At 66.1% G+C, this 26365-nt stretch carries 20 protein-coding genes; 12 read left to right on the top strand and 8 right to left on the bottom strand.

Features of this window, described 5'->3' with window-relative positions; translation table 11 throughout:
* The first annotated feature begins 17 nt into the window (after nucleotides 1–17).
* Nucleotides 18–1739: an ABC transporter substrate-binding protein gene (locus VFC51_16835; protein ID HZT08691.1), complete on the top strand. Its 1722-nt coding sequence runs from the start codon at nucleotides 18–20 to the stop codon at nucleotides 1737–1739.
* Here the strand turns inward: VFC51_16835 and VFC51_16830 are convergent.
* A complete protein-coding gene (locus tag VFC51_16830; protein ID HZT08690.1) occupies nucleotides 1729–2796 on the bottom strand; it encodes an amidohydrolase family protein in 1068 nt (355 codons plus the stop codon). The genes VFC51_16835 and VFC51_16830 overlap by 11 nt on opposite strands.
* Before the next feature lie 182 nt (nucleotides 2797–2978).
* Between VFC51_16830 and VFC51_16825 the strand changes: the two genes are divergently transcribed.
* Nucleotides 2979–4697 (top strand): peptide ABC transporter substrate-binding protein, encoded by a 1719-nt coding sequence (locus VFC51_16825; GenBank protein ID HZT08689.1) that lies wholly within the window; start codon nucleotides 2979–2981, stop codon nucleotides 4695–4697.
* A gap of 28 nt (nucleotides 4698–4725) precedes the next feature.
* Here VFC51_16825 and VFC51_16820 read toward each other — a convergent pair whose 3' ends face one another.
* Nucleotides 4726–6150 carry a Rieske 2Fe-2S domain-containing protein gene (locus tag VFC51_16820; protein ID HZT08688.1) on the bottom strand — a complete coding sequence of 475 codons (1425 nt, stop codon included), beginning with the start codon at nucleotides 6148–6150 and terminating at the stop codon, nucleotides 4726–4728.
* Between the two features lie 245 nt (nucleotides 6151–6395).
* Between VFC51_16820 and VFC51_16815 the strand changes: the two genes are divergently transcribed.
* The 6 genes from VFC51_16815 to VFC51_16790 all read left to right on the top strand — a co-directional run bounded on the left by VFC51_16815 (nucleotide 6396) and on the right by VFC51_16790 (nucleotide 13399).
* Nucleotides 6396–7586, top strand: a complete 1191-nt coding sequence (locus VFC51_16815; protein ID HZT08687.1) for a Rieske 2Fe-2S domain-containing protein — start codon at nucleotides 6396–6398, stop codon at nucleotides 7584–7586.
* A 272-nt stretch (nucleotides 7587–7858) separates the two neighbouring features.
* Complete coding sequence (locus tag VFC51_16810; GenBank protein ID HZT08686.1) at nucleotides 7859–8140, top strand: adenylate cyclase; 282 nt, start codon at nucleotides 7859–7861, stop codon at nucleotides 8138–8140.
* 341 nt (nucleotides 8141–8481) lie between these two features.
* Nucleotides 8482–9504 carry an amidohydrolase family protein gene (locus VFC51_16805; protein ID HZT08685.1) on the top strand — a complete coding sequence of 341 codons (1023 nt, stop codon included), beginning with the start codon at nucleotides 8482–8484 and terminating at the stop codon, nucleotides 9502–9504.
* Between the two features lie 196 nt (nucleotides 9505–9700).
* Nucleotides 9701–10855 (top strand): DUF362 domain-containing protein, encoded by a 1155-nt coding sequence (locus VFC51_16800; GenBank protein ID HZT08684.1) that lies wholly within the window; start codon nucleotides 9701–9703, stop codon nucleotides 10853–10855.
* A gap of 36 nt (nucleotides 10856–10891) precedes the next feature.
* On the top strand, nucleotides 10892–12331 hold the full coding sequence (locus VFC51_16795; protein HZT08683.1) for a 4-hydroxyphenylacetate 3-hydroxylase N-terminal domain-containing protein: 1440 nt from the start codon (nucleotides 10892–10894) through the stop codon (nucleotides 12329–12331).
* A 99-nt stretch (nucleotides 12332–12430) separates the two neighbouring features.
* Nucleotides 12431–13399: an amidohydrolase family protein gene (locus VFC51_16790; GenBank protein ID HZT08682.1), complete on the top strand. Its 969-nt coding sequence runs from the start codon at nucleotides 12431–12433 to the stop codon at nucleotides 13397–13399.
* Between the two features lie 4 nt (nucleotides 13400–13403).
* Here VFC51_16790 and VFC51_16785 read toward each other — a convergent pair whose 3' ends face one another.
* The 4 genes from VFC51_16785 to VFC51_16770 all read right to left on the bottom strand — a co-directional run bounded on the left by VFC51_16785 (nucleotide 13404) and on the right by VFC51_16770 (nucleotide 19866).
* Nucleotides 13404–13547 (bottom strand): DUF5679 domain-containing protein, encoded by a 144-nt coding sequence (locus VFC51_16785; protein ID HZT08681.1) that lies wholly within the window; start codon nucleotides 13545–13547, stop codon nucleotides 13404–13406.
* 185 nt (nucleotides 13548–13732) lie between these two features.
* On the bottom strand, nucleotides 13733–17773 hold the full coding sequence (locus VFC51_16780; protein HZT08680.1) for a beta-propeller fold lactonase family protein: 4041 nt from the start codon (nucleotides 17771–17773) through the stop codon (nucleotides 13733–13735).
* A 207-nt stretch (nucleotides 17774–17980) separates the two neighbouring features.
* The gene (locus VFC51_16775) at nucleotides 17981–18955 is read right to left on the bottom strand and encodes an ABC transporter substrate-binding protein (protein ID HZT08679.1); all 975 of its coding nucleotides are present in this window, start codon (nucleotides 18953–18955) and stop codon (nucleotides 17981–17983) included.
* Nucleotides 18956–18960: 5 nt separating this feature from the next.
* Nucleotides 18961–19866 (bottom strand): hypothetical protein, encoded by a 906-nt coding sequence (locus VFC51_16770; GenBank protein HZT08678.1) that lies wholly within the window; start codon nucleotides 19864–19866, stop codon nucleotides 18961–18963.
* Between the two features lie 147 nt (nucleotides 19867–20013).
* Here VFC51_16770 and VFC51_16765 point away from each other — a divergent pair, with 147 nt between their 5' ends.
* On the top strand, nucleotides 20014–20775 hold the full coding sequence (locus tag VFC51_16765; GenBank protein ID HZT08677.1) for a 3-oxoacyl-ACP reductase family protein: 762 nt from the start codon (nucleotides 20014–20016) through the stop codon (nucleotides 20773–20775).
* 75 nt (nucleotides 20776–20850) lie between these two features.
* On the opposite strand, the gene VFC51_16760 is transcribed toward VFC51_16765, so the two are convergent.
* Complete coding sequence (locus tag VFC51_16760; GenBank protein HZT08676.1) at nucleotides 20851–21909, bottom strand: extradiol ring-cleavage dioxygenase; 1059 nt, start codon at nucleotides 21907–21909, stop codon at nucleotides 20851–20853.
* 147 nt (nucleotides 21910–22056) lie between these two features.
* Nucleotides 22057–22899, bottom strand: coding sequence for a VOC family protein (locus VFC51_16755; protein HZT08675.1), 843 nt, complete (start codon nucleotides 22897–22899; stop codon nucleotides 22057–22059).
* A gap of 328 nt (nucleotides 22900–23227) precedes the next feature.
* Between VFC51_16755 and VFC51_16750 the strand changes: the two genes are divergently transcribed.
* The 3 genes from VFC51_16750 to VFC51_16740 all read left to right on the top strand — a co-directional run.
* Nucleotides 23228–24883 (top strand): ABC transporter substrate-binding protein, encoded by a 1656-nt coding sequence (locus VFC51_16750; protein ID HZT08674.1) that lies wholly within the window; start codon nucleotides 23228–23230, stop codon nucleotides 24881–24883.
* Nucleotides 24884–24891: 8 nt separating this feature from the next.
* Nucleotides 24892–25911: a hypothetical protein gene (locus tag VFC51_16745; protein HZT08673.1), complete on the top strand. Its 1020-nt coding sequence runs from the start codon at nucleotides 24892–24894 to the stop codon at nucleotides 25909–25911.
* Nucleotides 25912–26031: 120 nt separating this feature from the next.
* On the top strand, nucleotides 26032–26365 hold a 334-nt coding region (locus tag VFC51_16740), incomplete at its 3' end, for a Rieske 2Fe-2S domain-containing protein (GenBank protein HZT08672.1).

The raw sequence follows: 26365 nt of genomic DNA, 5'->3' as shown, positions 1-26365 counted from the left end.
GCGTGGAGACAACTGCCATGAAGCGCCAGTTCCGCGGACTTGCCATTAGCGCACTCGCGCTCCTGGTCGTCGGATGCGGGTCGACCCGTGGTCCATCGCCGACCGGCGCCTCGACGTCGGGAGCGCCGGCGCGTCCGGGAGGCGTCCTCACCATGGTCGTCCGCTACGAGCCTCCGTCGCTCGCGGTGCTCCCCATCCGGACGGCGGGCGCCGGCGTCAGCTCCACGACGCGGCTTTTCAACGCACAGCTCGACATCGAAGACGGCGAAGGTGCGATCCGACCGTACCTCGCGGAGGCCCTACCGCAGCTCAACACGGATACCTGGCGCGTGCTGCCGGACGGCCGAATGGAGACAAGCTACCATTTGCACCCGAACCTCACCTGGCACGACGGCGCTCCCCTGACGGGAGACGACTTCTCCTTCGCGTGGCGCGTGTACCGCGAGCCGTCGCTCGGCGTCGCCTCCAGGGTGCTCGACCTCATCGAGGATGTGTCCGCGCCGGACCCGCGCACGGTGGTCATCCACTGGAAGCAACCGTATCCGGACGCGGGCGGACTGCGGTTTGATTTCCAGCCCCTCCCCCAGCACATTCTCGCCGAGCCGTTCTCGAGCGCGGATCCAGACGCCTTCTCGACCTCTTCTTTCTGGACCGTGGACTACGTCGGGGCCGGGCCCTTCCGCGTCGGGCACTGGGAGCAGGGAGCGAGCCTCGAGGCGATCGCCTTCGACGGTCACGTCCTGGGTCGACCCAGGCTCGATCGCATCAACATTCGCTTCATCCCCGACGAAAACACAGCCCTCACGACCCTCCTCGCGGGGGAGGCGCAGTACGCCACCGGCCGCAGTCTTCGCTTCGAGCACGCATCGGTCCTGAAGCGTGAATGGGGCGCGGCGGGCAAGGGCGTTGTGCTCCTCACACCCGACACCATGCGGTACACGTCGGTCCAGTTCCGCCCGGATCTGGTGAACCCTGCCGCCCTGTTGGACCTGCGGGTACGGAAGGGGATCGTCTCGGCGATCGATCGGCAGGCCCTGAACGACGCCCTCTTCGACGGCGGGGGGTCGATGTCGGACATGTTCCTGACCAAGCACGCCATCTACGACCACGTGCCCGACATGGACCGCACCCTCGCCGAGGCCGACAAGGCGATGACCCATTACCCCTTCGACCCGCGTCGCGCCGAGGACTACTTGGCATCGGCCGGATTCCACAAGGGCCAGGACGGGATCCAGACGAGCGCGAACGGCGAACGGCTGAGCATGGAGGTGTGGGCTGACGCCGGGCCGCAGTATGAAAAGGAGCAGGCGGTGCTGGCGGACACCTGGCAGAGCGTCGGGATCGACTCACACGCCTCTTTCGTGCCACCGGCACGGCTGCGCGATGGCCAATTCCGATCGTCGTTCCCCGCCCTGCACACGACGTCGGCGGGACGCCTCGAAAGCCTCGCATCGTCCGGCATACCCACGGCCCAGAACCATTGGGCCGGCTCGAACCGCGGAAGCTGGTCGAATCCACAGTACGATCAGCTCTGGGATGCCTTCAATACGACGCTCGATCCGCAGTCACGCAGCCAGCAGGTGGTCCAGATGCTGAAGCTCGCGAGCGACGAGCTGCCCTCGTGGGTGCTCTACTACAACCTCAGCGTCTCGGCGCACGTGAGCGCGCTGAAAGGCCCGGACAACTCGGGGCTGAACTCCGACACGTGGAATGTGTACGAGTGGGAGATCAGCCGGTAGCGCGCCGCCCGTAGAACCGCTCCGCGTTCTGGGCAAGCACGGCCTCCTTGTCCACCGCGGAGAGGTCCTCGCGCTCCAGCAGCTCGTCGATCTCGTGGCGACAGGTCTGCGCGTTGAAGCTCTCGTGGGGATAGTCGCTGGCGAACAGGAAGGGGCTGCGCCCCGCGCGCTGGATCGCGTACCCCAGGCCCTCATCGTCGCAGTCGAATCCGACGAAGATGCGGCCCTCGCGCACGTGGCGCTTGAAATGCTCGATGGCGCCCTCGCTCGGGTGCGGCCCCTCGACGTACTCCCCGTTCACCGTCTGCTGGACGTGGCCCTCGTACGACCGCCGCATGCGATCGAGGTAGAAGGGCACCCAGGTCGCCCCGCCCTCGAGGAAGCCGACGCGGATCCCCGGGAAGTGGTCGAAAATGCCGTGGGCGAGCATGGCCGCGGCCTGAACCATGATGCCGAAAGGATGGCCGAGGGCGTGGACCGGGTAGTAGGTGCTGAAAGCGTCCATTCCAAAGTGATGGTGGCACCCCCCGTGGACCGCCAGGGCGCAATCGAGCTTCTGGGCCTCCTCGTACACGGGCCAGTAGATGCGATCGCCGAGGTGCGCCTTCACGCCCTCGCCGTTGGACGGCAGCATCGCGGCGCACATCCCCAGCTCGGTCACCGAGCGGTGCAGCTCCTCGGCCGCCGCCTGCGGATCCTGAAGGGGGAGGAGGGCGACCCCTTTGATGCGCGGCGTTTCGTTAACGTACCGCTCGTGGACCCAGTTGTTATAGGCGCGACACGCCGCCACGGCCCAATCCACCGACACGATCCGTCCGACGGCCAGCCCCGATGTGGGGTAGACCGCGGTCCAATCAATCCCGACATCGTCCAGGAATCCCAGCCACTCCTCCGCATCGGGGCTCCCGAACACGCCCCGATCGGCCCGCAGGTAATAGGAATGGAAGTGGTCGAGCGGAGGGAAGATGCTTCGGCCCTGATCGCCGGGCATGAACTTGGCGATTTCGTCCGCGTATTTCCCCTCGGTGATGTGGCCGTCGGCATCGATGATGCGCATGAGGTTTCCTCCTCGCTCGGACTCTCGTCGCGCTGCGCGCGTTCGCGCGAAGTACGGCTCTGGACCTGCTGGGCTTCAGCGTAGTACAGGAGCCGCATTGGTGCAACCCAGCAGGCGCCAGCCAGTTGCGGTGGTCGCGTGGCGACGCTATGCTCGCAGGAGCCAGGTTTGGAGGCGCTGCAGTGCGAAACCTGAGGAGTGCCGTCCTCCTCCTGTCCGTCGCGGTGCTGCCGGCGTGCATTTCGGCGCCGAGGTCGGCGCCGTCCGAGGCGACGGCTCCCGCGCCTCCGCCCGTTCGTACCCTCGTAATCGGCATGCACGTCGAGCCAACGGCGCTCTCGCCGCGGCCGCCGACGACCAGCGGCATCACGCCAGCCGCGCCGACGATGATCTTCAGCGCGTGGCTCGTCGTCGCCGACGCCCACAACAAACCCCGACCGCAGCTCGCGGAGAAGCTCCCGCAGCTCAACACGGACGACTGGCAGGTCTATCCCGACGGGACGATGGATACCACCTATCGCCTTCGGCCGGGACTCACGTGGCACGATGGCGCACCCGTCACCGCCAGCGACGTGGTGTTCGGCTGGCAGGTGTTCACCGATCCGGAGATGGGCGTGCCAACCGATCCTCCCATTCGGCTCATCCAGGAGATCTCGGCGCCCGACGATCGGACCGTGGTGATCCGATGGAAGCAGCCGTACGGCCAGGCCGGCGAGCTGAGCACCAGCCGGTACGGCGGTGTGCCGCCCATGCCGCGCCACATCCTCGAGTCCAAGTACCGAGCCGGCGACGTTCAGGCCTTCCTGAACGATCCCTACTGGACCAGCCAGTTCGTGGGGTCGGGCCCCTATCGCCTCGACCGCTGGGAGCCCGGCGCCTTCATCCAGGCCTCGGCCTTTGACGGCTTCGTCGAAGGCCGACCAGCCATTGGGCAGCTCAAGCTCGTGTTCCTGCCGGACCCGAGCGCGGCCGTGGCATCCCTGCTCTCGGGCGAGGTCCACGTGGCGGCGGAGGACGCCATTGGGTTCGAACAGGGCGCCGTGCTCAAGAAGCAGTGGGAGAGCACGGGGGCGGGCACGGTGATCCTAACGCCCAACAAGTCCCGCTTCCTCCAGGTGCAGTTCAAACTCGATTATGTCAATCCCAAAGCGCTGCTCGACGTGCGCGTTCGGCGAGCCATCCTGGAGGCGACCGATCGGGAATCGCTGTCGGCGGCGATTCTTGACGGCCAGATCTCCGTCGCCCACACGCTCACCGGGCCCGTCGAAGAGTACTTCGCCGAGCTAGACCGCGTCATCACGAAATATCCGTTCAATCCCGACGAGGCGAGCCGTCTTCTCGGGGAGGCGGGATTCGCGAAGGGGGCTGACGGGGCATTCGCGGATCGCGCCGGGCAGCCGCTCAGCTTAGAGCTGCGCGCGTTCTCCGCCGATCCCGGGCCGCGCGAGGCGGCCATCCTGTCGAATCAATGGTCCGCCGTTGGGCTCAGCGCGCCCATCTCCATCATTCCCGCGGCCCAGTCCCAGAATCTCGAGACCGTGTCCGCCTACCCCGCGCTGCGGATCGAGCAGACCGGACTCACCGACACGGTACCAGTCCTGAAGATCGCCGGATCAGCCGTCGCGACGGCGGAAAACCGCTGGGCGGGCGTCAATCGTGGCGGCTGGGTCAACGCTGACTACGACCGGCTCGTCGACGTCTTTGTCTCCTCGCTGGACCGGTCGGAGCGCAACCACGCGGCCGCCGAGGCGTTCCGCATCGCAAGCGACGAGCTGCCTGTACTGCCCCTCTACTACCTTTCGCTCGCCGCCGCCCACACTGCCACCCTCGAGGGGATGGTGGGCGGATACGCGAGCGACACGGCCTGGGACAACATCGCGCAGTGGCGCTGGGCACGGTAGCGCCGAGAGGGCTGGCCGCGCATTCAGGTCAGGCCCTTCCCGGCCCGCCCCCGTCGACGGCGCGAGCCGTGCCGCGCGCGGCCTCCTGCCGATCCAGCATCTCTTCCGTCTGGCGGTACAGCTCGATGATGGTGTCGCGGTCCGGGCAGTAGCGATCCGCGTCGTCATCGATGTAGGGCCATCCGCCCTTCGAGATCTTGTGGTAGTTCGATCGGTAGAAGCCGGCCGCCGATGGCTCGCCTGGACGCACGAACGGACGGTAGCCTGGTCGCGACGGCACCCGGATCTCGGGGCGCTCCGCCATGTCCGGATCGCGAAACACGTTGATCGGCTCGCCCCCCTTCCCCACAATGTCGATCTGCTCGCGCAGGAGCTTTCGGTACGCTACGACGCACTGGTCCGACTCGCCGAGATGCTCCACGGATCGATCGGTGATCTCGCCCTGGGCGTACCAGGCGACCATGTCCTGGGCAAGCACGTAGTCGAGCGTGTAGTCGCCCTTCTCGTCGGTGAGGGGCACCTCGACGTACGGGACAAGATCCTGACGGGGTACCTCGATCCCGGGCGGGAAGGTATAGCAGAAGTACTGCATATGCCAGGTGTGGGTATCGTCAATGGGGACGCCGAGCTGGTACGACTGGCGGATGCCCATGTTGCCCGGGCCGAACCCGAGGAGATAGGGGAACAGGATTGGGTTCGTGCCGATGACCCACGATGGGACGTCGTCCGGTTCACCCGACTCGCGGGTCCCCTTGGTGAAGCCAAACTCGTTGTAGACGGGTCGGTACTGTGTGTAGACGCCGCGCTGGAGCCGATCGTTCTGTTGCCGCATTGCGGAGTTGTACCGAGCCAGCGGATCGTCGGTCAGGCGACCCTGGCGCTCGAGGGCGTATTGATGAAGGCGGCCGTGAAGGTAGATCGCGTGGCCGAGGTCGCCGCGGTTCTCCATCACTTGGAGCCAATTGCACGGGAGCTGATGGGCGACGATCTGGCGGAAGCCCCCCTCGCGAACGAACAGGTCCCAGCGCGGAAGCAACGGCGCGGGCTCCGGCCCCAAGTACGCCCAGATCAGTCCTCCCAGCTCCTGAACGGGATACGCCTTGAGCCGGACGTGGTCCTTGATGTGGCTCTCGACCGGCTCGAGGGGCGTCTGGAGGATGCGGCCGTCATGGCCGTACAGCCACCCGTGGTAGCAGCACCGCAGCCCGTGCTCTTCGGGGACGCCGAACATCAGGTGCATGGCCCGGTGGGCGCACCGGTTATGGATCAGCCCGAGCTGCCCGCTGCGGTCGCGAAACAGCACGAGCTCCTCACCGAGGATCGTGATGGGGCGGACGGGATTCTCGCGAAGCTGCGCCTCGGCGCAGATTGGGTGCCAGTACCGGCGCATGAGGTTCCCGCACGGGGTGCCGGGGCCCACGCGCGTGAGCAGCTCGTTCTCTTCCTTCAGCACAGCGCTTCCCTCTTCACGGTGATGCCGGCGCCTACCGGTGCGTCGTCGAGACGCACCCGCAGCATAATCGATTGTCGGGGCAGAAGCGAGCAAGTCCCACGCGCGTCAGCGCCGTTGATCCGGTCCCTTCGATTGCGATCTGTGCCGAATTTCGCTGGACGTTTGCGGCCGGTATCGATAGGATTGACCTACGGAAAGGCGATTGACCGAGACATCTGCACAGGTCGCACCGGAGGAGGCCGCGCATGATCACCGCTGAAGAAAACGTTCGCCTGACGCAGACCGGCCCGGGCACGTTCATGGGAGAGCTGCTTCGACGCTACTGGTGGCCGATCGCTGCGACCGTCGACTTGGACGATGATCCCGTTCGACCGGTCCGGCTGCTCAGCGAGAACCTCGTTCTCTTCCGCGACGAGAAGGGCAAGCTCGGCCTGGTGGCCGAGCGCTGCGCCCATCGCGGCATCTCCCTCGCCTACGGCATTCCGCAGGAGAACGGGCTGCGCTGCGCCTATCACGGTTGGACGTACGACAGCGACGGGCACGTCGTCGACATGCCCTTCGAGCCCGCCTGCCTGCCGCTAAAGATCACCGCGTACGCCGCCGAGGAGCTGGGCGGCCTGATCTGGGCATACATGGGCCCCGAGCCCCGGCCGCTGCTGCCGCGGCTCGAGCTGCTGGTCCGCGACGATCTGGCGCGCGGTATTACGATGCGGCCGCTCCCGTGCAACTGGGTCCAGTGCAACGACAACTCCATCGACCCGGTGCACTTCGAGCATCTGCACGGCTACGCGGCCGACTGGTGGAATCGGAAGCACGGGATCAATCGCCGCGTCCAGACGGCGCGCCACCTCAAGATCGCCTTCGACGTGTTCGAGTACGGCATCTACAAGCGGCGGCTCGTCGAAGGGGAGCCGGACGACGCCGACGATTGGACCGTCGGCCATCCGTTCCTCTTTCCCCACACACTGGTCCAGGGGGTTGGCGACTCGTACGGCTACCAGATCCGCGTGCCGGTCGATGACACGCACACCCTGCACGTGCGCTACCGCGGATCACCCGTGCGCCCGGGCGAGGAGATCCCTGCGAAGGTTCCGGTTCGGCACCTCGAGCTGCCCTATGATGAGCTGGGCCGAGTCGAGTGGTCCGACATCCCGCTGCAGGACGAGGCAGCGTGGGTGGCGCAGGGCCCACTGAGCGACCGCACCGGCGAGCACCTGGTGACCTCGGACAAAGGCGTGATCCTCTATCACAACATGCTCATCGAGAACGCGGAGAAGGTGCAGCGCGGCGAGGACCCGATGTTCGTCATTCGCGACGAGGCGAAGAACACGCCGTACGTCCACGTCGAGCGTGAACGGGACAGTGCGAAGATGATCACGCGGGGCATCGAGCCCAACACCCTTGATGCCCGCCAGGCGGTGACCGCCAAGGGCTGACGCCCCCGCCCGTCCGCCCCGGGCTTCCGGGCCGTTCGTGGTTCGACAAGCTCACCCCGGACGGGGCGCGAGGCTAGTTCGCACCAGGTTTCCGGCCCGTTCGCCCCGAGCCTGTCGAAGGGCGCTCAGGACAGGCCCGTCGAAGAGCGGGCGGCCCCACGATCTCTCGTGATCCGGCAATCGATTTGTTTCGTCACGCCTTATGAGCGGAGCCAGCTCTGGCTCCGTGGCACGCGGGCGTGGGCGCAGCCCCGCCAGCCAAGGAGGGCAGCATGAAGCGAATCGTCGTCATCGGCCTGATCGTCAGCGCGCTGAGCGTGATCCCCGTATCGTCCGCGCTGGCGGTGAACACGGGTGTTCCAGGCCAGCCGAACCAGGACTGCGAGCAGATCTTTCCGTCTGGAACCCTGACGCCGAGCGGCTTCAATACCCAGGGCTTCGAGCACGCCACCAACGTATACGCGGGCGCGCAGCCCCAGAACTCGCAGAACCCGAAGAGCGTGTCGCAGTACGACGTCGCGTGCTTCCAGGCGGCCAACCGACCGACGCACTAATCACCGCGCGCCACACGACCGGTCGCGCCTCCTCCGCCACGGCGTCCGTCGCCGTCCTCGAGGCCGGACCGGGTCGCGGCACAGCCCGACGCGGGCCGCGTGGTCAACCGGTCATCCTGAGGGCGGCGAAGCATCCCGGAGATCCTTCGCACTCCGCCCTCAGGATGACCCCTGTTCGCTCCTTCGCCGCGCCGCGCGACCGAGGAGCGCGGCCGATCGGCAAAGACAGCGCGCCCATGGAGCGCGTCTGCGCCGAGCCGGCATTTGATATGCTCGGGCAGCGCGCGGGCCGCCGGGTACCCGCCCAGCGGACGCCCTCTAAGTCGCGCCGGGAGTGATTGGTGATTATCGACGCCCATGCCCACAACCTGTCGGGCCCGTCTCTCAACGCGTATTACACCCTCCTCCTTGCCAACGGCGGCTCGCACGGATACGAGCCCTTCAAGGTCTCCGATGACGAGGTCGACGCCGCGTTGAATCGGCCGGTCTTTCGCGGCAAGTCCCTCATCGAACAGGTTCGCGAGGTCGGCACGGACGTGCAGCTCCTGTCGCCGCGACCGATCAGCATGGGCCACAGCGCCAAGCCCGAGAAGATCGTGCACTGGTACATCGAGGCGCAGAACAACATCATCGCGCGTCAGTGCGCCCTCCACCCGGATCTGTTTCGCGGCGTGTGCGGGCTGCCGCAAAACGCGGGCGTGAGCCCTGCCAACTCCGTCGAGGAGCTCCGTCGCTGCGTGAAGGAGCTGGGGTTCGTGGGATGCCTCCTGAACCCCGACCCCAACGAAGGCTACAGCCCGCCGCCACCGCCCCTGGGGAGCGAGTACTGGTACCCGCTCTATGAAGCGCTGGTCGATCTGGACGTGCCGGCCCTCATCCACTCCACGCGATGCGGCAACGAGCGCGAGCCGTACACGCTGCACTTCATCAACGAGGAAAGCACGGCGATCATCTCCCTTCTCGAGTCCCGGGTCTTCCTCGACTTCCCGAGCCTCAAGCTCGTCGTCTCCCACGGCGGCGGCGCCATTCCGTATCAGATCGGCCGTTTCCGCTCCTTCTACGATCGCCCCGGCCGGCGCGTCCTCGACGCGCAAGAGGATTTCGACACCAGTCTTCGCCGGCTCTACTTCGACACGGCGCTCTACACGAAGAAGGCGCTCGAGGTCCTCTTCGAAGCGGTCGGCCCAGACCGTTGCCTGTTCGGTACCGAGCGGCCCGGCACGGGCACGTCCATCGATCCAAAGACCGGGAAGTGGATGGACGACATCAAGCCATTGATCGAGGAGATCGACTGGCTCACTGAGGTCGATCGCCAGCGGATCTTCGAGGACAATGCGCGAGGGCTGTACAAGCTGGCGGTGTAGACGCGAGGGCGGCAAAAGCAAGTCCGACGGCCAGGGCCAGGTCGACGATCAGTCGAAGTCCGTCCATTTGGCCTTCGCTCGTACGCCCGCCAAGACGCTATCGGTGATTCTCCCAGAGACGGCTGCCGGGCCGCAGCTATAATCTGGAGCGTGCGGTCTGCCCTGCGTACGGGGTGGCTGTACGAGGGAGGCATCCATGGCAGAACCCGGGCGGGGAATCGTCGCCGTCCTGCGCACAAGACCAGAATCCGTTCTGGACGACTACGGTCGCTTGTTCGAGCTGGCGGGCGCGGCTGACTCCCTGCAGCCCAGCGCCACGACGATCCTCAAGGACAACATCTCCTGGCATTTCCCCTTTCCGGCGGCGAACACGACCCCGTGGCAGCTTGAGGGCACGGTTCTCGCCCTGCGCGCTCTGGGGTACGGCGACCTCGTGTGCGTCCAGAACAAGACCGTGGTGACTGACGCCTTCAAAGGCGAGGACCTGAACGGCTACGTCCCGATCTTTCAGCGCCATGACATCCCCGTTCTCTACAACTTCAAGGACGAGGACATGCGGTGGATCCACTATGAGCCAAAGCGCCGCATGCTGGTCCTCGACCGCATCTTCCCCGAGGGCATCCAGATCCCCGACTATTTCGCCGGCAAGAACATCGTTCACCTGCCCACGGTGAAGTGTCACATCTACACCACCACGACCGGCGCCATGAAGAACGCCTTCGGCGGACTCTTGAATACGAGGCGCCACTATACCCACAGTTGGATCCACGAGACGCTGGTCGATCTCCTAGCGATCCAGCAGGAGATCCATCCGGGCATTTTCGCCGTCATGGACGGGACGACCGCAGGCAATGGACCCGGCCCCCGCACCATGTTCCCCGAGGTCAAGAACGTCATCCTCGGCTCCGCCGACCAGGTGGCCATCGACGCCGTCGCGGCCCGCATGATGGGCCACGATCCGATGTCGCTGCCGTACATTCGGCTGGCCCACGAAGCCGGCCTGGGCATCGGCGATCCGGCGCAGATCCGCATCGTGGGCGACGAGGACGCCGCGGCCGAGCGCTGGGGTTTCAAAGTTGGCGACAATGGCGCCAGCCGGGTGGGCGACGTGATCTGGTTCGGGCCGCTGAAGCGCGTTCAGAACATCTTCATGCGCACGCCGCTCGTCAACGTCTTCGTCCTTGGCTCGGAGGCATATCACGATTACTACCGGTGGCCCGTTCGCGACCGTCGCGTCTTCGAAGACTGGGCCGCCACCACCCCCTGGGGCAAGCTCTTCCTGGAGTATCGGCGACAGGGCGCGCTGGCCCCTTCCTCGCGCCCAGCCGTCTCCACTGGCGACCGCACCTGACCCGCGGCCCCCTCGGGCGCGAAGAGGGACGACCGGATGGCTCTGCGCACCGGCGCGGAATTTCTGAAAAGCCTCTGCGACGACCGCGAGGTCTGGCTTGAGGGAACGCGCGTCGACGTTTTGACGCATCCGTCGCTCGCGCCGTGCGTGCGCGCCATCGCCGACGTCTACGATCTGCAGTGCGACCCGCGCTATCGCGATGCGCTCACGATGCCGTCCCCAACGACTGGCGAGCCCGTGAGCCTCGCCTACCGCCTCCCCCGATCGACGGATGACCTCGTTCAGCGGCGGAACATGATCGAGCTGCTCGCCCGGCGTAGTGGCGGCGCCATGGGGCGTCTACCGGAGTACATGGCAACGATCCTGATGGGCTTGTACAACGCCAGCGACATCCTCGGCGGCGTCGACCCGGCGTATGCGCGGCGCGTGGCTGAGTACTTCGAGTACTGCCGCGAGCAAGACCTTTGCCTGACGCACGCCTTTGGGGACCCGCCCCGCAGCCGCGGCCATCCGTCCGAGGACTTCGAGCCGCTTCACGTGGTGGAGCGGCGAGCGACGGGAATCGTGATCCGCGGCGTCAAGGCCGTCGCGACGCTCGCTCCTTTCGCGAATGAGTACGTGGGCATGACCGCGCCGCGCCCTGACCTCCGACCTGAGGAAGTGCTGTACTTCGGGATCCCTGTCGCCACGCCCGGCCTGCGGATCGTCTGCCGCGAGCCCTTCACCAACCCCGATAAGGGCGACCACCCGCTGAGCGCCGCCTTCGACGAGATGGACGCCTGGATCGTGTTCGACGACGTGTTCGTGCCGGAGGATCGCGTCTTCTTCCTCGATCGCCCCGATCTAAACACCCAGATCTTCGCCGCGGTACCGTCCGCCTGGGCCTACTACCACATCTTGATCCGACAGGCCGTGAAGGCAGAGGTGCTCGCCGGCATCTGCGTGGGCATGGGCGAATACCTGGGGACCTCCAAGGAACCGTTCATGCAGAACGCGGTCGCCGAGCTACTGGGCTACTTGGAGACACTGCGGGCCTTTATTTTCGCGGCCGAGCGCCAGCCCCAGTTCTCGGCCCTGGGCCTCGCGGTCCCGCTCCCGACCTACACGATCCTTGGGCGCATCTACGCGATGGAGAACCACCCGCGGATGTTGCAGCTTCTTCGGGAGGTGTGCGGTCCTGGCCTGCTCATGTCGCCCTCTGCCGCGGACATCGCCAGCCCGGAGATCGGGCCCGCCGTTCATCGGTATCTTGTTGGGAAGGACGATCGCGCGCCGGAGAGGTTTCGCCTGTTGAAGCTCGCATGGGACCTCACGGGGGATTCGTTCGGCGGGCGCCAGCAGCTCTTTGAGATGTACAACGCGGGCTCGCTGGCGCTCAACCACGCACGATTCACGTCGAGTTACGACACCGCGCCGCTCGTCCACCTGGCCAAGGAGCTGGCAGGCATTTCCGCGCCCGACCGACTCTCATCGTGACGGACTCAGCAAGCCTGAATTGAACGGGCAGAGCCGGATGAGAATCGTGGACGCAACGGGGCCTTGCTGCTCCGATAAATTCTCGCGAGAGGAACGCTGATGCAGACCAAGCCGCGCCCGCCGGTCATCGCCATCGAGGAGCACTACTGGGACCCGGACATCGCCGCCACCTTCGGCGAGCTGGATGCGATGCGTGGCGCGAAGAGCGTGCGCGAGCGCATCTACGAGATGGGCGGAATTCGGCTCAAGGAGATGGACGAAGCCGGGATCGACGTCCAGGTCCTCTCCCACGGTGCGCCCGCGACTCAGCGGCTCGACGCGGACACGGCTGTCCGCCTCGCCCACCTGGCCAACGATCGCTTGTACGAGACCATCCAGGAGCACCCGGACCGGTTCGCGGCGTTTGCCACGTTGCCCACGCCGGATCCGAAAGCGGCCGCCGACGAGCTCGAGCGAACGACGAGCAAGCTCGGCTTCAAGGGCGCGATGGTGCACGGAGCGACCAACGGCGTGTTTTTCGACGATCCCCGGTTCTGGCCCATCTATGAGCGGGCGGAGGCCCTCGACGTTCCGCTCTACGTCCACCCGGCCACGCCGCACGAGGCCGTCATCGACGCCTACTATCGCGACTACATCGACCGCTTCCCGGGGCTCCTCACCGCCGCTTGGGGGTTCACGGTCGAGACGGCGACGCAGGCGATCCGGATCGTGCTGAGCGGCGTCCTCGAGAAGTACCCAGGGGTGAAGATCATCCTCGGCCACCTGGGCGAGTCGATCCCCTTCTCGCTCTGGCGCATCAACCAGGCGCTGTCGCGCGAGGGGAACAGCTCGATTGCCTTCCGCGATCTATTTTGTGAGCACTTCTACATCACGACGAGCGGCAACTTCTCCACGCCTGCGCTCCTCTGCTGCATGATGGAGATGGGCGTGGACCGCATTCTCTTCAGCGTCGACTGGCCATTTGTCGCCAACGGACCGGCAACGAAATGGGTCGAAGAGCTTCAGATCTCGGCCGAAGATAAGGCCAAGATCCTCCACGGCAATGCCAAGAAGCTCTTGAAGATGTAGTGCGCTACTTGGTGCTCCCGATCTTGAACATGCCGGTCTTGCAGACCCCGCACACGCCCTTCGACGCGGGTCGCCCGTTCTTCAACACAACCTGCTGGACGTCGTTCATGGTTCGCTTCTGGCGGCACTTCACACAGTAGGCTTCCACCGGACTCCTCCCGATTACGTTGGTCGGACCACCCGGCTGGCCAGGTGACCGTGAATAACGCCCGGCATCGTACCGTACGCTGCGCGTGAATCGCTGGGCAAGCGGCTCACAGGTACGTCACAGAGCTTCCCGCGGGTCCTTGCTACAGCGGGGTTTGGGTCGCGGAACGCGCCGGCATCCCGCCGCTACCTGATCGCGGCGCCCTCCGGGCGCAGCGCGCCCGAGGGTAGCGCCACGTTGACGCCGCCCGATGGCGTGCCGGACGTGATGTCGAACGACGAGACGTTGTCGCTGGAGAAGTTCGTCACGTACAGGCGCGTGCCCGCACGATTCACCACGAGCGATTGCGGCTCCGTCGCGCCGCTAGGCAGAGCGACGTTCGCGCCGCCGGTCGGCGTCCCGCTCGTGATGTCGAACATCGTCAAGTTGTTGGACGAGTTCGCGACAAAGAGTCGGGTGCCCGAGGGGTTCACCGCGAGGCTCACGGGTCCGGACGCTCCGCTCGGGAGCGCGACGTTGGCACCGCTCGACGGCGTTCCAGAGCTCACGTCGAAGACTGAGATGTTGCTGGTGGTGGAGTTGCCCGTATACAGCCGCGTGCCGCTGGGGTTGACCGCGACGCTGCCCGGATTGGACGCTCCGCCCGGGAGCGGAACCACGGCGCCGGGGACCGGTGTGCCCGACGATATGTCGAACACGGCCACGGCGTCCGGGAACCCGCTCGTGACGTATAAACGGCTTCCGTCCGGATGCACGGCCATCCGCTCAGGTCCGTCTGCTCCCGACGGTACGGATACGGCGACCGGGCTGGCCGGGAGACCGCCGGACACGTCGTACGCGACGACGTGGCCACCGGAACCGTCGGGGACCGTGAGCGCGAACAGGCGGGTCCCAGCCGGATTGATGGCCAGGTCGACGATTGCCTCGCCGATAGAAGGAATCGCGACGTTCACCGCTCCAGATGGGGTGCCGCTGCTGATATCCCAGGTGGTGATGGAATTCGACCCGCCATTCGCGACGTAGAGCCGGGTTCCCGCGCCATTGGTTACCAGCGCAAACGGACCGTCGGATGCGAGCGGTAGGTCGAAGGTCGTGCGTAGGAAGATATCGCGCGGAGTCGCGTCGTACCGCGTCAGATTCACCGAGTCCTCGAACAGTACGTAGACGCTATTCCCGACCGACAGGAGATCGGATGGGAACAGCGTGTTCAGCGAGTATGAGAGGTTGGCCCCGCCGGTCGGCGTGCCACCGGTGATGTCGAAGACGGCGACGGAGTCCGGCGAATCGCTCGCCACGAACAGCCTCGTGCCGGCCGGGTTGACGTCCACCGCGATGGCGAATCCGCCCGTCGTCGGCGTGGAGACGTTCACACCGCCGCTGGGGGTTCCCGACGTGATGTCAAACGAGGTCACGAAGTGCCCGCTGACACCGTACAGATGGGTGCCGGCGGGATCGACGACAAGGTCCTGGCTTTCACCAGCGCCGCTTGGCATGGATACGTTGACGCCGCTCGCCGGTGTGCCGCCGCTGATGTCGAAGGTCGTGATCGTCGGCTGGTCGATCACAATGTCCGACACGAAGAGTCGGGTGCCTGCGGGGTTCACCGCGAGAGCCGTAGGCAGCGTGGCGCTCGGGAGCGCGACGTTTGCGCCGCTAGCGGGGGTGCCGCTCGAGATGTTGAACACGGACACGTTCGCGCTCGATTCATTCGCGGTGTATAGGCGCGTCCCGGCAGGGTTGGCCGCCAGGGCAACGGGTCTGCTGGCGCCGCTCGGCATTCCCACGGTCGTTGGGCTCGACGGTGTCCCACTGCTGATGTCAAACGCCACCACCTGGTTGCCGATCGAATCGGCAACGTACAAGCGCGGACCTGCCGGCGTCGAAACGGTGAGCAGCGCAGACGCTTGATTTGGCAGCGCGATCACGGGCCCCGCGACGGGCGTCGCCCCGCTGATGTCCATCACCAGGAGCCGGGCTCGACTGTCGGCGATGTACATGCGGGTCTTGGCGGGATTGACCGCGAGGTGAGTCGGGAAATTGAGCCCGGCTGGCGGGGTCACGTTGAAGCCGCCGCTCGGGGTGCCCGTGCTCGTATCGAACACCGACTCATTGCCGCTGACGACGTTCGCGGTGAAGAGGCGCGCCAGTGGGCTCACCGTCTGCGTGGCCGTCGGCGTGAACGTCGCGGTCACCGTGGGCGAAGGGGTGATGGTCGGCGACCTGGTGATCGTTGGAGTCGGCGTCGCGGTTCCTGTCGGCGTGGCCGAAGCGCTTACGGACGGCGAGGGCGTCGCGGTAAAGGTCGACAGGGGTGTATCAGTTGGGGCGACCGTAGGCGGCGGCGTAATCGTACCGGTCGGCGTGATGGTCGGGGTTGGCGTCACCGTTGGAGTCCCGGTTGGAGAGGGCGTCGGGCTCACGGTGAAGGCCGGGGACGGGGCGACCGTCGCAGTTATCGTCGGGGTGGGCGTGGTAGGCGGAGTCTGAGTGATCGTGGCTGTCGGAGTCGGGAAAATGGGGGTCACCGTCGCGTCCAACACCCCGACGAATCCGTGCCAGGGAATCATGACGATGGGCGTGGGACTGCCCCCGCCAGCGGCGAACCGCACGGACTCGGTCGCGGTCGGCCGTTGGGTCGGCGAAGGCGGCGGCAATGGCCCGGTGAAGGATGGCCCGGCCACTCGCGACGGCGTTCCCGTCGCGCGCGGCCCCAACGTGGGCTCCGCGCTCGGCGTTGGCGTCGCGGTTGGCTCGACGGGTTCGCTCGTGGTGGGCGTTGGGCGGACGACAGTCGGTGTCGGCGTCGGGCTCGCGGTTCCCGTCGGCCCATCGGTCGCGCTGGGCGCTGCCGTCGGCGACGCGCTCGCGGCATCGGGCGTCGCTGTGTCGGTAGCGCTCGCGGCGCCACGCGTCGGCGAAGCCAGGCCGGGCTCGGGCGTGGTTCCCGCGAGCGGCTCCGTCGATGCGGCGGTCGGCGACTCCGTAGCGCTCGCGAGTGCGGTAGCGCGGAGGGCGGCGGTGGCCGTCACCTGGGAAGGGGAAGCACTGACTCGTGGCTGCGTCGCGGTGTCGGCCGCAGCGATGGCGACGCCGGACGGCGTGGCGGTCCCCCGGGCGATCGCGGTCGATGGGGTTGTCGTCCCGCCGCGACGCGAGCTCTGGCTGAACACCATAAAGCTGCCCTCGGGCGCGCCGCCAGTAATGCTACCCGGTCGGCGGAAGTTGAGGATTTGCCCGCCGCTGAACTCGAAACCGGTCCGCAGATGCTGCCCGCCACCCAGCACCCCGCTCAGCTCTTCCGCGTCCAGGGCGCGCGCGAGGCCTGCCGCGCGGACGGCAACGGGCTGCCCGCTGATGAGTCCGCTGACGCTCAAGGAGTACGGCCCGCCATTCGCGTCCGCGCTCAAGACCAGCTCGTACGCCGACACCGGATCGGGCACCGTGATGGTCTGGACACCGGCGTCGTTTGTGTACACGGCGCCCGGAATCTGCGACCCGTAGATGTCGACGTCGGGCTGGAAGCCCTCGCTCCGGTTCAGGTTGTCGGTGATGAAGGGATGGACCGGGCCTTGGACCTGGATCTGAAGGCCAAGGGGCGCGGGGGGAATGGGTTCAGGCGGACCGGGCGGGCCGCCCGGCCGGACCCGGGTCCGGAACCCAGCCGTCACTTCGACGACCACGCCATTCGCTTCAACGGTCACCGTGCCCTCGTACACCTCAACAATGGTGTCGCCACTGGGGTCGATGAACACCTTGTATTCGGTGCCTCGTACGAAGGCGACGGCGGAAGCTGTGTTCGTCTCAAATCGGCTATTTGCGTCGACCAGGCGCTCCACCCGGTTCCAGGTCTGCCCCGCCTCCTGGTGGAATGCGATGTCGGGCCCGCCGCTGGACAGCTTCTCGAGCCGCTGCACAGTGATAAAAGTGCCAGGCTCCAGCTCGGTGGTCGAGCCGTCAAAGAACGTGATGACCGCGTAGCCGTCGGAGCCAGTGCGAACCTGGTCGCCCAAACGCAGGGGAACGCTGGCTCGCAGGGCGACGGGCGCGCGGCTGCCATCCGCACGAATCAGCTCCACCTGCCCGCGCAGCGCGGTCAGGGTTGACTCGTCGACGAGGGCGAACGCGGTGCTCGATCGGGAAAATCGCGAGATGGAAACGACGAGGCCGCCGGCGAGAAGCACGACGACAACGGGGATCGCGATGAGCAACCGCGTACGAGACGCCACCCACCAACCTCCGGACCACTTGGTGCCTGCCGTAGACCGAGCCACGAGCCCCCGGCCACGGGCCGGTTGGGTGAACCCAGCGGGACGTGCGATATCGCGCTGACACGACCCGCTCAAATGGTGCGCGGAGATTACCGTTTCGTTACGGGTGGCGTCAACAATGGCGAATCGAAACGTTGTTGACCGCAAAATACCGCGGACAAGCCTCTATAGCGCGCGGGCCCGGCGGGCCTCCTCGGCAGCGATGGCGTAGTGCATGTCCCAGAGGCTGAGGGGATTGAGGTCGTCCAATGGCACGTAGCCCTCGTTCAGCAGCTCGAACTCCACCTGCAGGGCTTCGGGCGTGGGGATCGCGCTCGGGCCGATGGAGTCTCGGATCCGCGCGTACTGGGTTCGGAGATCCGCCTCGCCCGCGATCTTGGTCCGCATGAGGCGCGCGGGCTCCCCGCGCATGATCTCCAATGCGGCTTCGGCGTCGCCGCGGATCAGATCGATCGCGCGATACACGGCGCGCACCAGCCGGTGGAGCGCGTCGTCATGGGCCGCGGCGAATGAGGCCAGGACCGCGAAAACGATCTGGCCGACCTCGGGGAGGGGCGGTACGTGCAGCTGGTGGAGGCCGGCGGCCAACGCCGCGTCTTCGTAGAGCGGCGTCGCGATAACCGCGTGCGCGTCACCGGATGCGACCTTCCGCCACTGCTGCCAGCGCCCGACCTCGGCGTCTTCGACGTAGAGCAGCCGGTTGTCCCGATCGAGGCCCAGACGACGCATCCAATAGGTTCCGCTGATCCGCGACTGGGGGGTCGCTCGAATCGCGATGGTCTTCCCCCGCAAGTCCGTCACGGCGCCAATGTCCGGGGCGACAAGCAGCTTGCTCTCGGGACGCTGACAGGCGGCGAGGCAGCGGACGTCATGGCCCTTCAACCGAGCGGGATAAAGGAAGCGGGAGTGTTCGCAGATGACGTCCAGCTCGCCCCGGAGGAAGCGCTCCTCGAACGTCTCCATCCCCACGATCTGATCGACCGTGACGTTCAGGCTCTCGTGGCGGGCGGCCATCTCCCGGACCGTGTAGAGAAAGGGCGTGCGATCCGGATCCAGGTAGTAGAGATGTATGCCGCCAGGCGTCGCACGTGCTTTGCTGGGGAAGAGATCCATTCCGGAGATGGGTCCCTTCCCCAGCATCTCTGTCAGAACCCCATGAACGGAGCGCCGGGCTGCAATGGGTTCATTGGCGGAGGCCCGCTGAACGGCGGCATCTGGCCATATCCATATCCGCCGCCGCACTGCCCGGCGTTGACCCCGAAACAGGAGCCGTAGCCCTGCCCGGACGTCTGCCAGTTGTTGAGATACGTGCCGCCGTAAGGCGTGAACGCATACGGCCCGGGTGCGTAGGGGCCCGGATAGGGACCGCTGTAGGGCCCGGCGTTCTGGCCCTGGTTCGGCGCGGCGGCGGAACCGCCGGTCTGGCCGCTGGAACCCGCGTTTGTTTGCCCACCGGCGCCAGCTCCCTGCTGATTGGGCGCGGGCGCGTTCCCGACGTTCTGGGGTTGCCCGCTGTTGGGTGCGTTCGGCCCGATTATGCTCACCGTCACGTATTGCCAACCGTTTGCCTTCGTGTGGGCGTACACGTACAGCGTGTGCATGCCCGAGCTGAGGGACGACGGAATCCAAACGTAATCGAAACCGCTATTCGTGTAAGAGGTCGAACCGAGGGCCACGGCGACGTCTGGACGTGCATGACCATAGTGGGCTGGTCCCACGAAGGTCCCGCCACCGTCCATGGGGCCGTCCAGGTAGACCTGCACGAGGTCGACGCCCGTATCCGGTCCCTCCGTATCGATCGCCCAACCCCCGATGTCGACGTGGGCCCCGATGGCGACCTGCGACGCGTCCAATGGGCTGTCGAGGGAGATCTGGGTTGTCGCGCTGGTGATCCCCTGGCCTGCGCTGGGGGTCCCGGTGTAGACCACCCCTTGCGCCGCAGCCTGGGCTGCCGATTGGGCCAGCGCGGGACCGGCCGGCGCCATGGCGGCCAGCGCCGCGAGCGCGCCAGCCACGAATCGCATTGCGGTACTAGGACTCTGGATGAGCAACGGGAACCTCCTCAGCGTAAAACGCTCCCAGCAGTATCCCACGTCGCCATCAATACGGCCAGCGCCGTGAAAGGCTCGAATCCTTCCTGCGATACTGGTCGCATCGCGGAATCTTCGGATCTAAAAGCTTCGAGGCGGGGGTACCCTATGCGCCTGGAGAATCAGGTGGTGATCGTTACCGGCGGCGGACTCGGGATCGGCCGCGCCTATGCGGAGCGCCTCGGCCAGGAGGGCGCACGCGTCGCGGTGGTGGACATCGACGCGGGCGCCGCGGAGGAGGTGGCCGACGGGCTCCGCCGGGCCGAAGCCGACGCGATCGCCGTTCGCACCGACGTCACGGACGCGCGCGCGACCGAGGAGATGGCGACCGCGGTGCTCGAGCGCTGGGGCCGCATCGACGCGCTCGTCAACAATGCCGGCATGTACCAGCGACCGGCCGTCACGCGCGGGCCATTCGAGGAGATCCCCATCGACGAGTGGGATCGCGTCATGGCCGTGAATCTGCGCGGCGTCTTCCTCTGCGCGCGGGCCGTCGTGCCGTCGATGAAGCGGCAGCGGCGCGGCAAGATCGTCAACATCAGCTCCAGCACGGTCTTCTCCGGAACACCGCGCTTCGCCCACTACGTCACCTCGAAGGCGGGCGTGATTGGGCTCACGCGTGTGCTGGCGAAGGAGCTGGGGGAGTGGAACATTACCGTGAACGCGATCGCGCCCGGCCTGACCGAGAGCATGGACCTTCATGACGACGCGTTGATCCAGTACCACGAGAATCGCGCGCAGAGCAGGGCCATCAAGCGCTTGGAGCAGCCGTCGGACCTCGTGGGGGCGGTCGCGTTTCTCTGCTCGCCGGACAGCGATTTCATCACGGGTCAGACGCTCGTCGTCGACGGCGGATCGTCGTTGAATTGAATCAGTGCCCGGTCCGGCCCGCCAAATCCGCGGATTCAGATGTGGTCATCAGACTTCGTCGCGGTATCGGAGAACTCACGGGCGAAAGACGGCGAACACCTTGTCGGAGTTGGTGATCCACGACTCCTGAAAGACAGAGTAATCCGGCTTGCGCCCCAGCTCCGCCATGGCGCCGGCCAGGCAGTACCAGTTCAGCAACTCCTGGTGGCCGCGGTCTTCCGCCTCGTCGATAGTGGTATTCCGCCAGAGGTCCCAGTCCCCAGCGACAAACGCCTCGTAGAGCCGCTTGTCGGACTCGACGTCGGGATACATGCCGGCGTGTTTCGGCACGAGAAACGAGTGAGACCAGCTCGAAGAGGCGATGAGCGCCACACGCCACGGACTCCGAGCCGCTGCGCGCGCCACCGAGGCGCCGAGCTGGAAGCAGCGCCACGGCTGCGGACCGGGCGGGTCCTCGTCGCCCTCCGCCGCCTTCGCCTCGGTCGGAGTCAGCGGACGACCGTGATGGGCGATGAGGGCGCGGCCGTAGCTGTTGACGGTGATGGGCACCACCGGATACGCGAAGCCGCGGCGATCCCAGTCCAGATAGAGGATCGAGTTCGCGATGGCGTGCCCGAATGCGCGCGCGTGGAGGGGCTTGTAGGCATAGGCGATGTCGAATCCATCGCGCAGAAGCGACGTCGCGAGATACTTGCCTCCATCTCGATGGCCCGAAACCGCGAACGTCGCATCCGCGGGCTCGTCCCAGGAGTTGGCGCCGCGCACCCGCTCGGAATGCCACGGCTGCAGCTCCACCGTGTCGTAAGCGAGGACCGAAAATGCCGGGACGCAGTCTTCTCGAAAGTTTTCGTACTGGTCGTCGCCCCAAATCACGACAAAATCGGGGTGGAACGCGTCTAGCTCCTCGCGCGCCTTGCGAAACTCCTCGATCATGGCCTGGCGATGCGCATCGGAATGGGCGCGACCCTCGTCGTCGGACCATTGGCGGCGCATCGGCTCGGGCCAGTTCTCCACGGACCGGAGACGATCGGGAAGGGCCGGATCGCCCAGCATGAGGTTGATTCGGCCGGCAAGATTGCCCTTGAAGGCGAGGCCGGGATAGTGCGTGATGCCGAGGCCCAAGATCTGTCCCATGGCCGTGACTCCTCTCGAATCTTGGGCCCAGCATAATGCTGGCCGTGGAGATCGGTCAATATCGGGGCGGGCTGCCCCCCGGCCCTACCGGACGGGACGGGCAATGGAAATCGTGAATCCCAGCGACGACCTCAACCGGCCCGCGCCTCAGCCCACCCGGGCCCACGTGTTGACGTCGACTTTCCAACCTTTCTTGCCGGACAGGTCCAGATAGTTGCCCTCTGGGTCGCGGACCCCATATTCCACCTGTCGCTCGGGGGGCCGCACGTCCTCCGGCATGCCCGGCGTCGCGGCGTGAATCCGGCTGTAGAGCTCGTGCGGATCGCGCACCAGCACCCCGAAGTGGTTGAAGCCCAGGGGGTTCCGTCCGACCGAAGTTGGGCTGTCCACCGATCGGTCGAGGTGGGCGAGGTTGACAAATCCGTCACCGGTGAACGGGTTGGGGCTGCGCTGGAAGCCTGGCGGGATCTCACCCTTGGTCATGAGCAGATGCTCGAAGACCTCCGCATCGGTGCGCGTTGCGTCGCGCATGCCCATGACCTGAGTGTAGAACGCGAACTTCCGCGCCGTGTCGCGATTGAAGGTGGCAAGATGGCGGATTCCAGGCAGGCGCGGTTCGCCGGCGACGCCGAACCCCCTTTCGGAAAGGTCGACGATGATACCCTCGGGATCTCGCAGTCGATAGGCGGCATAGGGGTCCTCGGGTGGCCGTTTCTCGATGCGAATCGATGGATCGAAGTCCTCAAGGTTGCGTTCGATCTCCAGGATATCGTCGACCTGAAACCCAAAATGGTGCAGGCCGGGTTGCTGTGTCTCTTCGCCTGGCGCGGCACCCGCCTTGAGGAGCCCCACGGAGAAGTGGCCGTCGGTGATGTAGATGGAGCCGGCTGCCGTGCGGTCGTATTCCTCGAAGCCGAGCCAGCGCGCGTACCACTCCCGCATGCGCGCCGGGTCCTCACACATGATGGCGAGGTAATTGAGCTGCGTCATGGGAGCCCCCTTTCCACCTTTTGCGCCATTCTAGCGCGCACAGTCGGCTCGTGCGCGCGTCGTCCCTCAAGTCCCAAATTCCCGTAGCGCGATCGTCCGCCGGCTCCCCCGCTCACTGCGCGTGCTTGATTTCCGCACGCGCCTTGCATACGCTGGCGCCGGTGAGCACTGCGTCGAAATTCGCATTGAACGCTGGCAGGCCCCAGCGACTCGCTCGAAGGGACTGGCGATGACGGCGACGAGTCACCCAGTCGACACCTCAAGAAGGACCCGAGCTATAAGTCCGCGATCCATCATCCGGCTGCTTTCATGCGCGGGCGCGGCAACGATGCTGCTCGCCGCGTGCGGGACTGGCGAATCGAGCCGCGGCTCCGAATCCGGGTCGCGGCCGCACGCGCTCAAGACGCTCACCATCGGGCTCCAGAGGGGCTTGCCCCAGTTCGGACGGTTCACCGGCCTCTCCACCGCCACGTCCGCCACCAACGTGACCCCCATCGTCCAGGATCAGCTCACCTACCAGGACTACGAGCGCGTGCACCATCCCCTGATGGCCGTCGCGATCCCGTCTATCGAGGACGGGACGTGGCGCGTCGCCGACGACGGAACCATGGAGACGACCTGGCGCCTGAAGCCCAACATCCTTTGGCACGACGGGTCGCCGGTCAGCACCGACGACCTCGCCTTCTCATTCACCGTCTCCAAAGACAAGGACCTCGTTACGACTCGCAACACGACGGGCCTGGCGCTGATGCGCGAGGTGACGACTCCCGACCCGAGCACCATCGTCGTCTCCTGGTCGGGCCTGTTCGTCGACGCCGCCATCACGAATCTGGGCGAGGTCCTGCCGCGCCACATCCTCGGCGAGGCCTACGAACAGCACGATCCGGTCGCCTTCGTCAACAATCCCTACTTCACGACCCAGTACATCGGGACGGGACCGTACCGGCTGGTGAGCTGGGAGCCCGGCGCCGACATGGAGATGGAGCGCTTCGACGGGTACTATCTCGGTCGGCCGCCTTTCGACAAGGTCTTCGTGAAGGTCATCGGAGACGCGAACGCGCTGGTTTCGGCGATCCTCGCCGGAAACGTCGACATCGTCCTGCCGCCGGGCGTCCAGCTCGACGCGGCAGCCGACGTGAAGCGGCGCTGGGAGGGCACCGGCAACGAGGTCCGCGCCGACGTCGCCACGCGGATCATCCAGCTCGAGGTGCAGTACCGCCCAGAGATCGCGCGGCCCGCCCATGGCCTGCGGGAGCTGCAGGTCCGCAAGGCGCTGTACCAGTCCGTCGACCGCGTCGCCCTCGCGGATCTGATGAGCGGCGGTTTCGGGCCTCTCGCTGATAGTTGGTACGACCCATCCGACCCGATCCGCGCCGAACTCGCGCCGTACATTCCCACGTACAAGCTCGATCGGTCCGCCGCCCCGGGGCTGCTGGAGACCGTCGGCTGGCGACCAGGGCCGGACGGCGTCCTCGTGAACGACCAGTCGGGCGAGCCCTTTAACGTCGAGATCTGGGCCAACGTACCGGCCGGCTGGGACAAACTGGCGAACGTCGTCGCTTCCGACTGGAAGGCAATCGGCGTCCGGACATCGGTGGACCCCATCCCGGCCGCGCTCGCGGGGAATCGCGAGTACGAGTCGGGCTATCCCGGACTCTTCGTCACGAACATCAATCGCGAGCAGTTCCTCGTGAACCGCCTGGATTCCCGGGCGAAGACCGGACCCGAGAACCACTACACTGCGCCCAACAGGGGTGGATACGAGAATCCGAAGGTCGACGCCCTCTACGATCAGCTCACGTCGACCATCGACCCGAAGGCGCGTATCCCGATCCAGCAGCAGCTCGTTCAAGAGGTTATGGAGAACCTCGTGCTCATGCCCTTCTACTGGGAGACGAACCCCGTCCTCAAGCTGAAGGGAATCAAGGACCACCGCGGCAATGGCCAGTGGACGTGGCTCTTTTTCGATTTTGACAGGGAGTGAGACAGATCGTGGTGAAGAAGCTCGAGCTCAGCATCATTTGTGGTACCAACGAGCGTGTGGCGCCGCTTCTGAACGGTGAGGTCGAGGTCCAAGGCGTCGAGTTGATCCACACGAAGTCGGACGCCTCGGAGACGTTCTGGCGTCAGCTTAATTTCCAGGAGTTCGAGATCTCCGAGATGTCGATGTCCTCGTATCTGATCGCAAAGGATCAAGGCGCGGACATGGTGATGATCCCCGTGTATCCGACTCGGCGCTGGTTCCACACCGAGCTGATGATGCACGTCGACGCCAGCATTACGGAGCCGAGCGACATCGCCGGTAAGCGCATCGGCGTGCCCGAGTATCAGCAGACGTCATCCCTCTGGGTGCGCGGCGTGCTGGAGCACGACTTCGGCGTATCGCAATATAGCCTGGACTGGTACATGGAGCGCACGGAGGAGCTGAGCCACGGCCATGGGACCGGTTTTCAGCCGCCAAAGGGCATTAAATTCCACCGCGTCCCGCCGGAGAAGAGCCTGGCCACCATGCTCGTGAACCACGAGCTCGATGTCTCCATGGGCACGGGACGCGCCCGAGGGGAGGCGCGCAACTTCATCGACCGGTCGAGCCAGATTCGACCGCCCGCCGCCGCCTGGGAGAAGGTCAAGCCCGTCTTTCCGGATGTGCGAGAGGAGGCGATCCGCTTCTACCGAGCCCACGGCTTCTACCCCGCGAACCACGGCTACGTGATCCGCGGCGACATCAACGAGAAGTATCCGTGGGTCGCGCTCAACCTCTACAAGGCCTTCGTCGAGGCGAAGGAGCTCTACCAGCGGCGCCTGCCGCGAAGCATTCCATCGGGCCTGATCTTCGGGCAGTACTATCTGCAAGAGACCCGCAAGATCTTCGGCGACGACCCGTACCCGTACGGCGTCAAGGCGAACCGCGACTACATCCAGACCTGCATCGACTTCTCCTTTGAGCAGGGCTTCATCCGCACGAAGCCCTCCGTCGAGGCGCTGTACGCGCCCGCTGTGCGCGATTTCTAAAGGCAGCGGTGGGATCACCAAGTGGGCCAACGGAGCAGGCGGGCCTGCGCCGGGTGCAGCCCTTGAGCTTATACTCGGCGCGAAGCCGACGCGCGTCGACGTCTCGGAGGAGCAGGAGCGATGGTCCTTACGCGCGAGGAGAACGAAATCTTGACCCGGGTCGCGCCAGGGACGCCTGGGGGTGAGCTGCTTCGGCGGTACTGGCTTCCCATCGCCGCGGCGCAAGAGCTGACGGACGAGTCGCCCACCAGGTTCGTGCGCGTGCTGGGCGAGGATCTCGTCCTATTCAAGGACAAAGGCGGCCGCTACGGCCTGATCCAGGACCGCTGCGCTCACCGAGGAGCATCGCTGCTGTACGGCCGGGTGGAGGAGCGGGGTATCGCCTGCGCCTACCACGGCTGGCTTTACGACACGGCCGGGGTTTGCCTGGAGTGCCCCGCCGAGCCGCCCGGCT

It is taken from the genome of Chloroflexota bacterium, assembly GCA_035652535.1.
In the GTDB taxonomy this organism is placed as follows: Bacteria; Chloroflexota; UBA6077; order UBA6077; family SHYK01; genus DASRDP01.
The sequence above is the reverse complement of the archived record's forward strand: the minus strand, read 5'-3'. Positions and strand labels throughout refer to the sequence as shown.

Excerpts from the sequence above, each read along its gene's own strand:
- VFC51_16835 (HZT08691.1), top strand. The coding sequence starts at position 18 with ATGAAGCGCCAGTTCCGCGGACTTGCCATTAGCGCACTCGCGCTCCTG.
- VFC51_16830 (HZT08690.1), bottom strand. The coding sequence starts at position 2,796 with ATGCGCATCATCGATGCCGACGGCCACATCACCGAGGGGAAATACGCG.
- VFC51_16815 (HZT08687.1), top strand. The coding sequence starts at position 6,396 with ATGATCACCGCTGAAGAAAACGTTCGCCTGACGCAGACCGGCCCGGGC.
- VFC51_16810 (HZT08686.1), top strand. The coding sequence starts at position 7,859 with ATGAAGCGAATCGTCGTCATCGGCCTGATCGTCAGCGCGCTGAGCGTG.
- VFC51_16800 (HZT08684.1), top strand. The coding sequence starts at position 9,701 with ATGGCAGAACCCGGGCGGGGAATCGTCGCCGTCCTGCGCACAAGACCA.
- VFC51_16795 (HZT08683.1), top strand. The coding sequence starts at position 10,892 with ATGGCTCTGCGCACCGGCGCGGAATTTCTGAAAAGCCTCTGCGACGAC.
- VFC51_16790 (HZT08682.1), top strand. The coding sequence starts at position 12,431 with ATGCAGACCAAGCCGCGCCCGCCGGTCATCGCCATCGAGGAGCACTAC.
- VFC51_16775 (HZT08679.1), bottom strand. The coding sequence starts at position 18,955 with ATGCTGGGGAAGGGACCCATCTCCGGAATGGATCTCTTCCCCAGCAAA.
- VFC51_16765 (HZT08677.1), top strand. The coding sequence starts at position 20,014 with ATGCGCCTGGAGAATCAGGTGGTGATCGTTACCGGCGGCGGACTCGGG.
- VFC51_16760 (HZT08676.1), bottom strand. The coding sequence starts at position 21,909 with ATGGGACAGATCTTGGGCCTCGGCATCACGCACTATCCCGGCCTCGCC.
- VFC51_16755 (HZT08675.1), bottom strand. The coding sequence starts at position 22,899 with ATGACGCAGCTCAATTACCTCGCCATCATGTGTGAGGACCCGGCGCGC.
- VFC51_16750 (HZT08674.1), top strand. The coding sequence starts at position 23,228 with ATGCTGCTCGCCGCGTGCGGGACTGGCGAATCGAGCCGCGGCTCCGAA.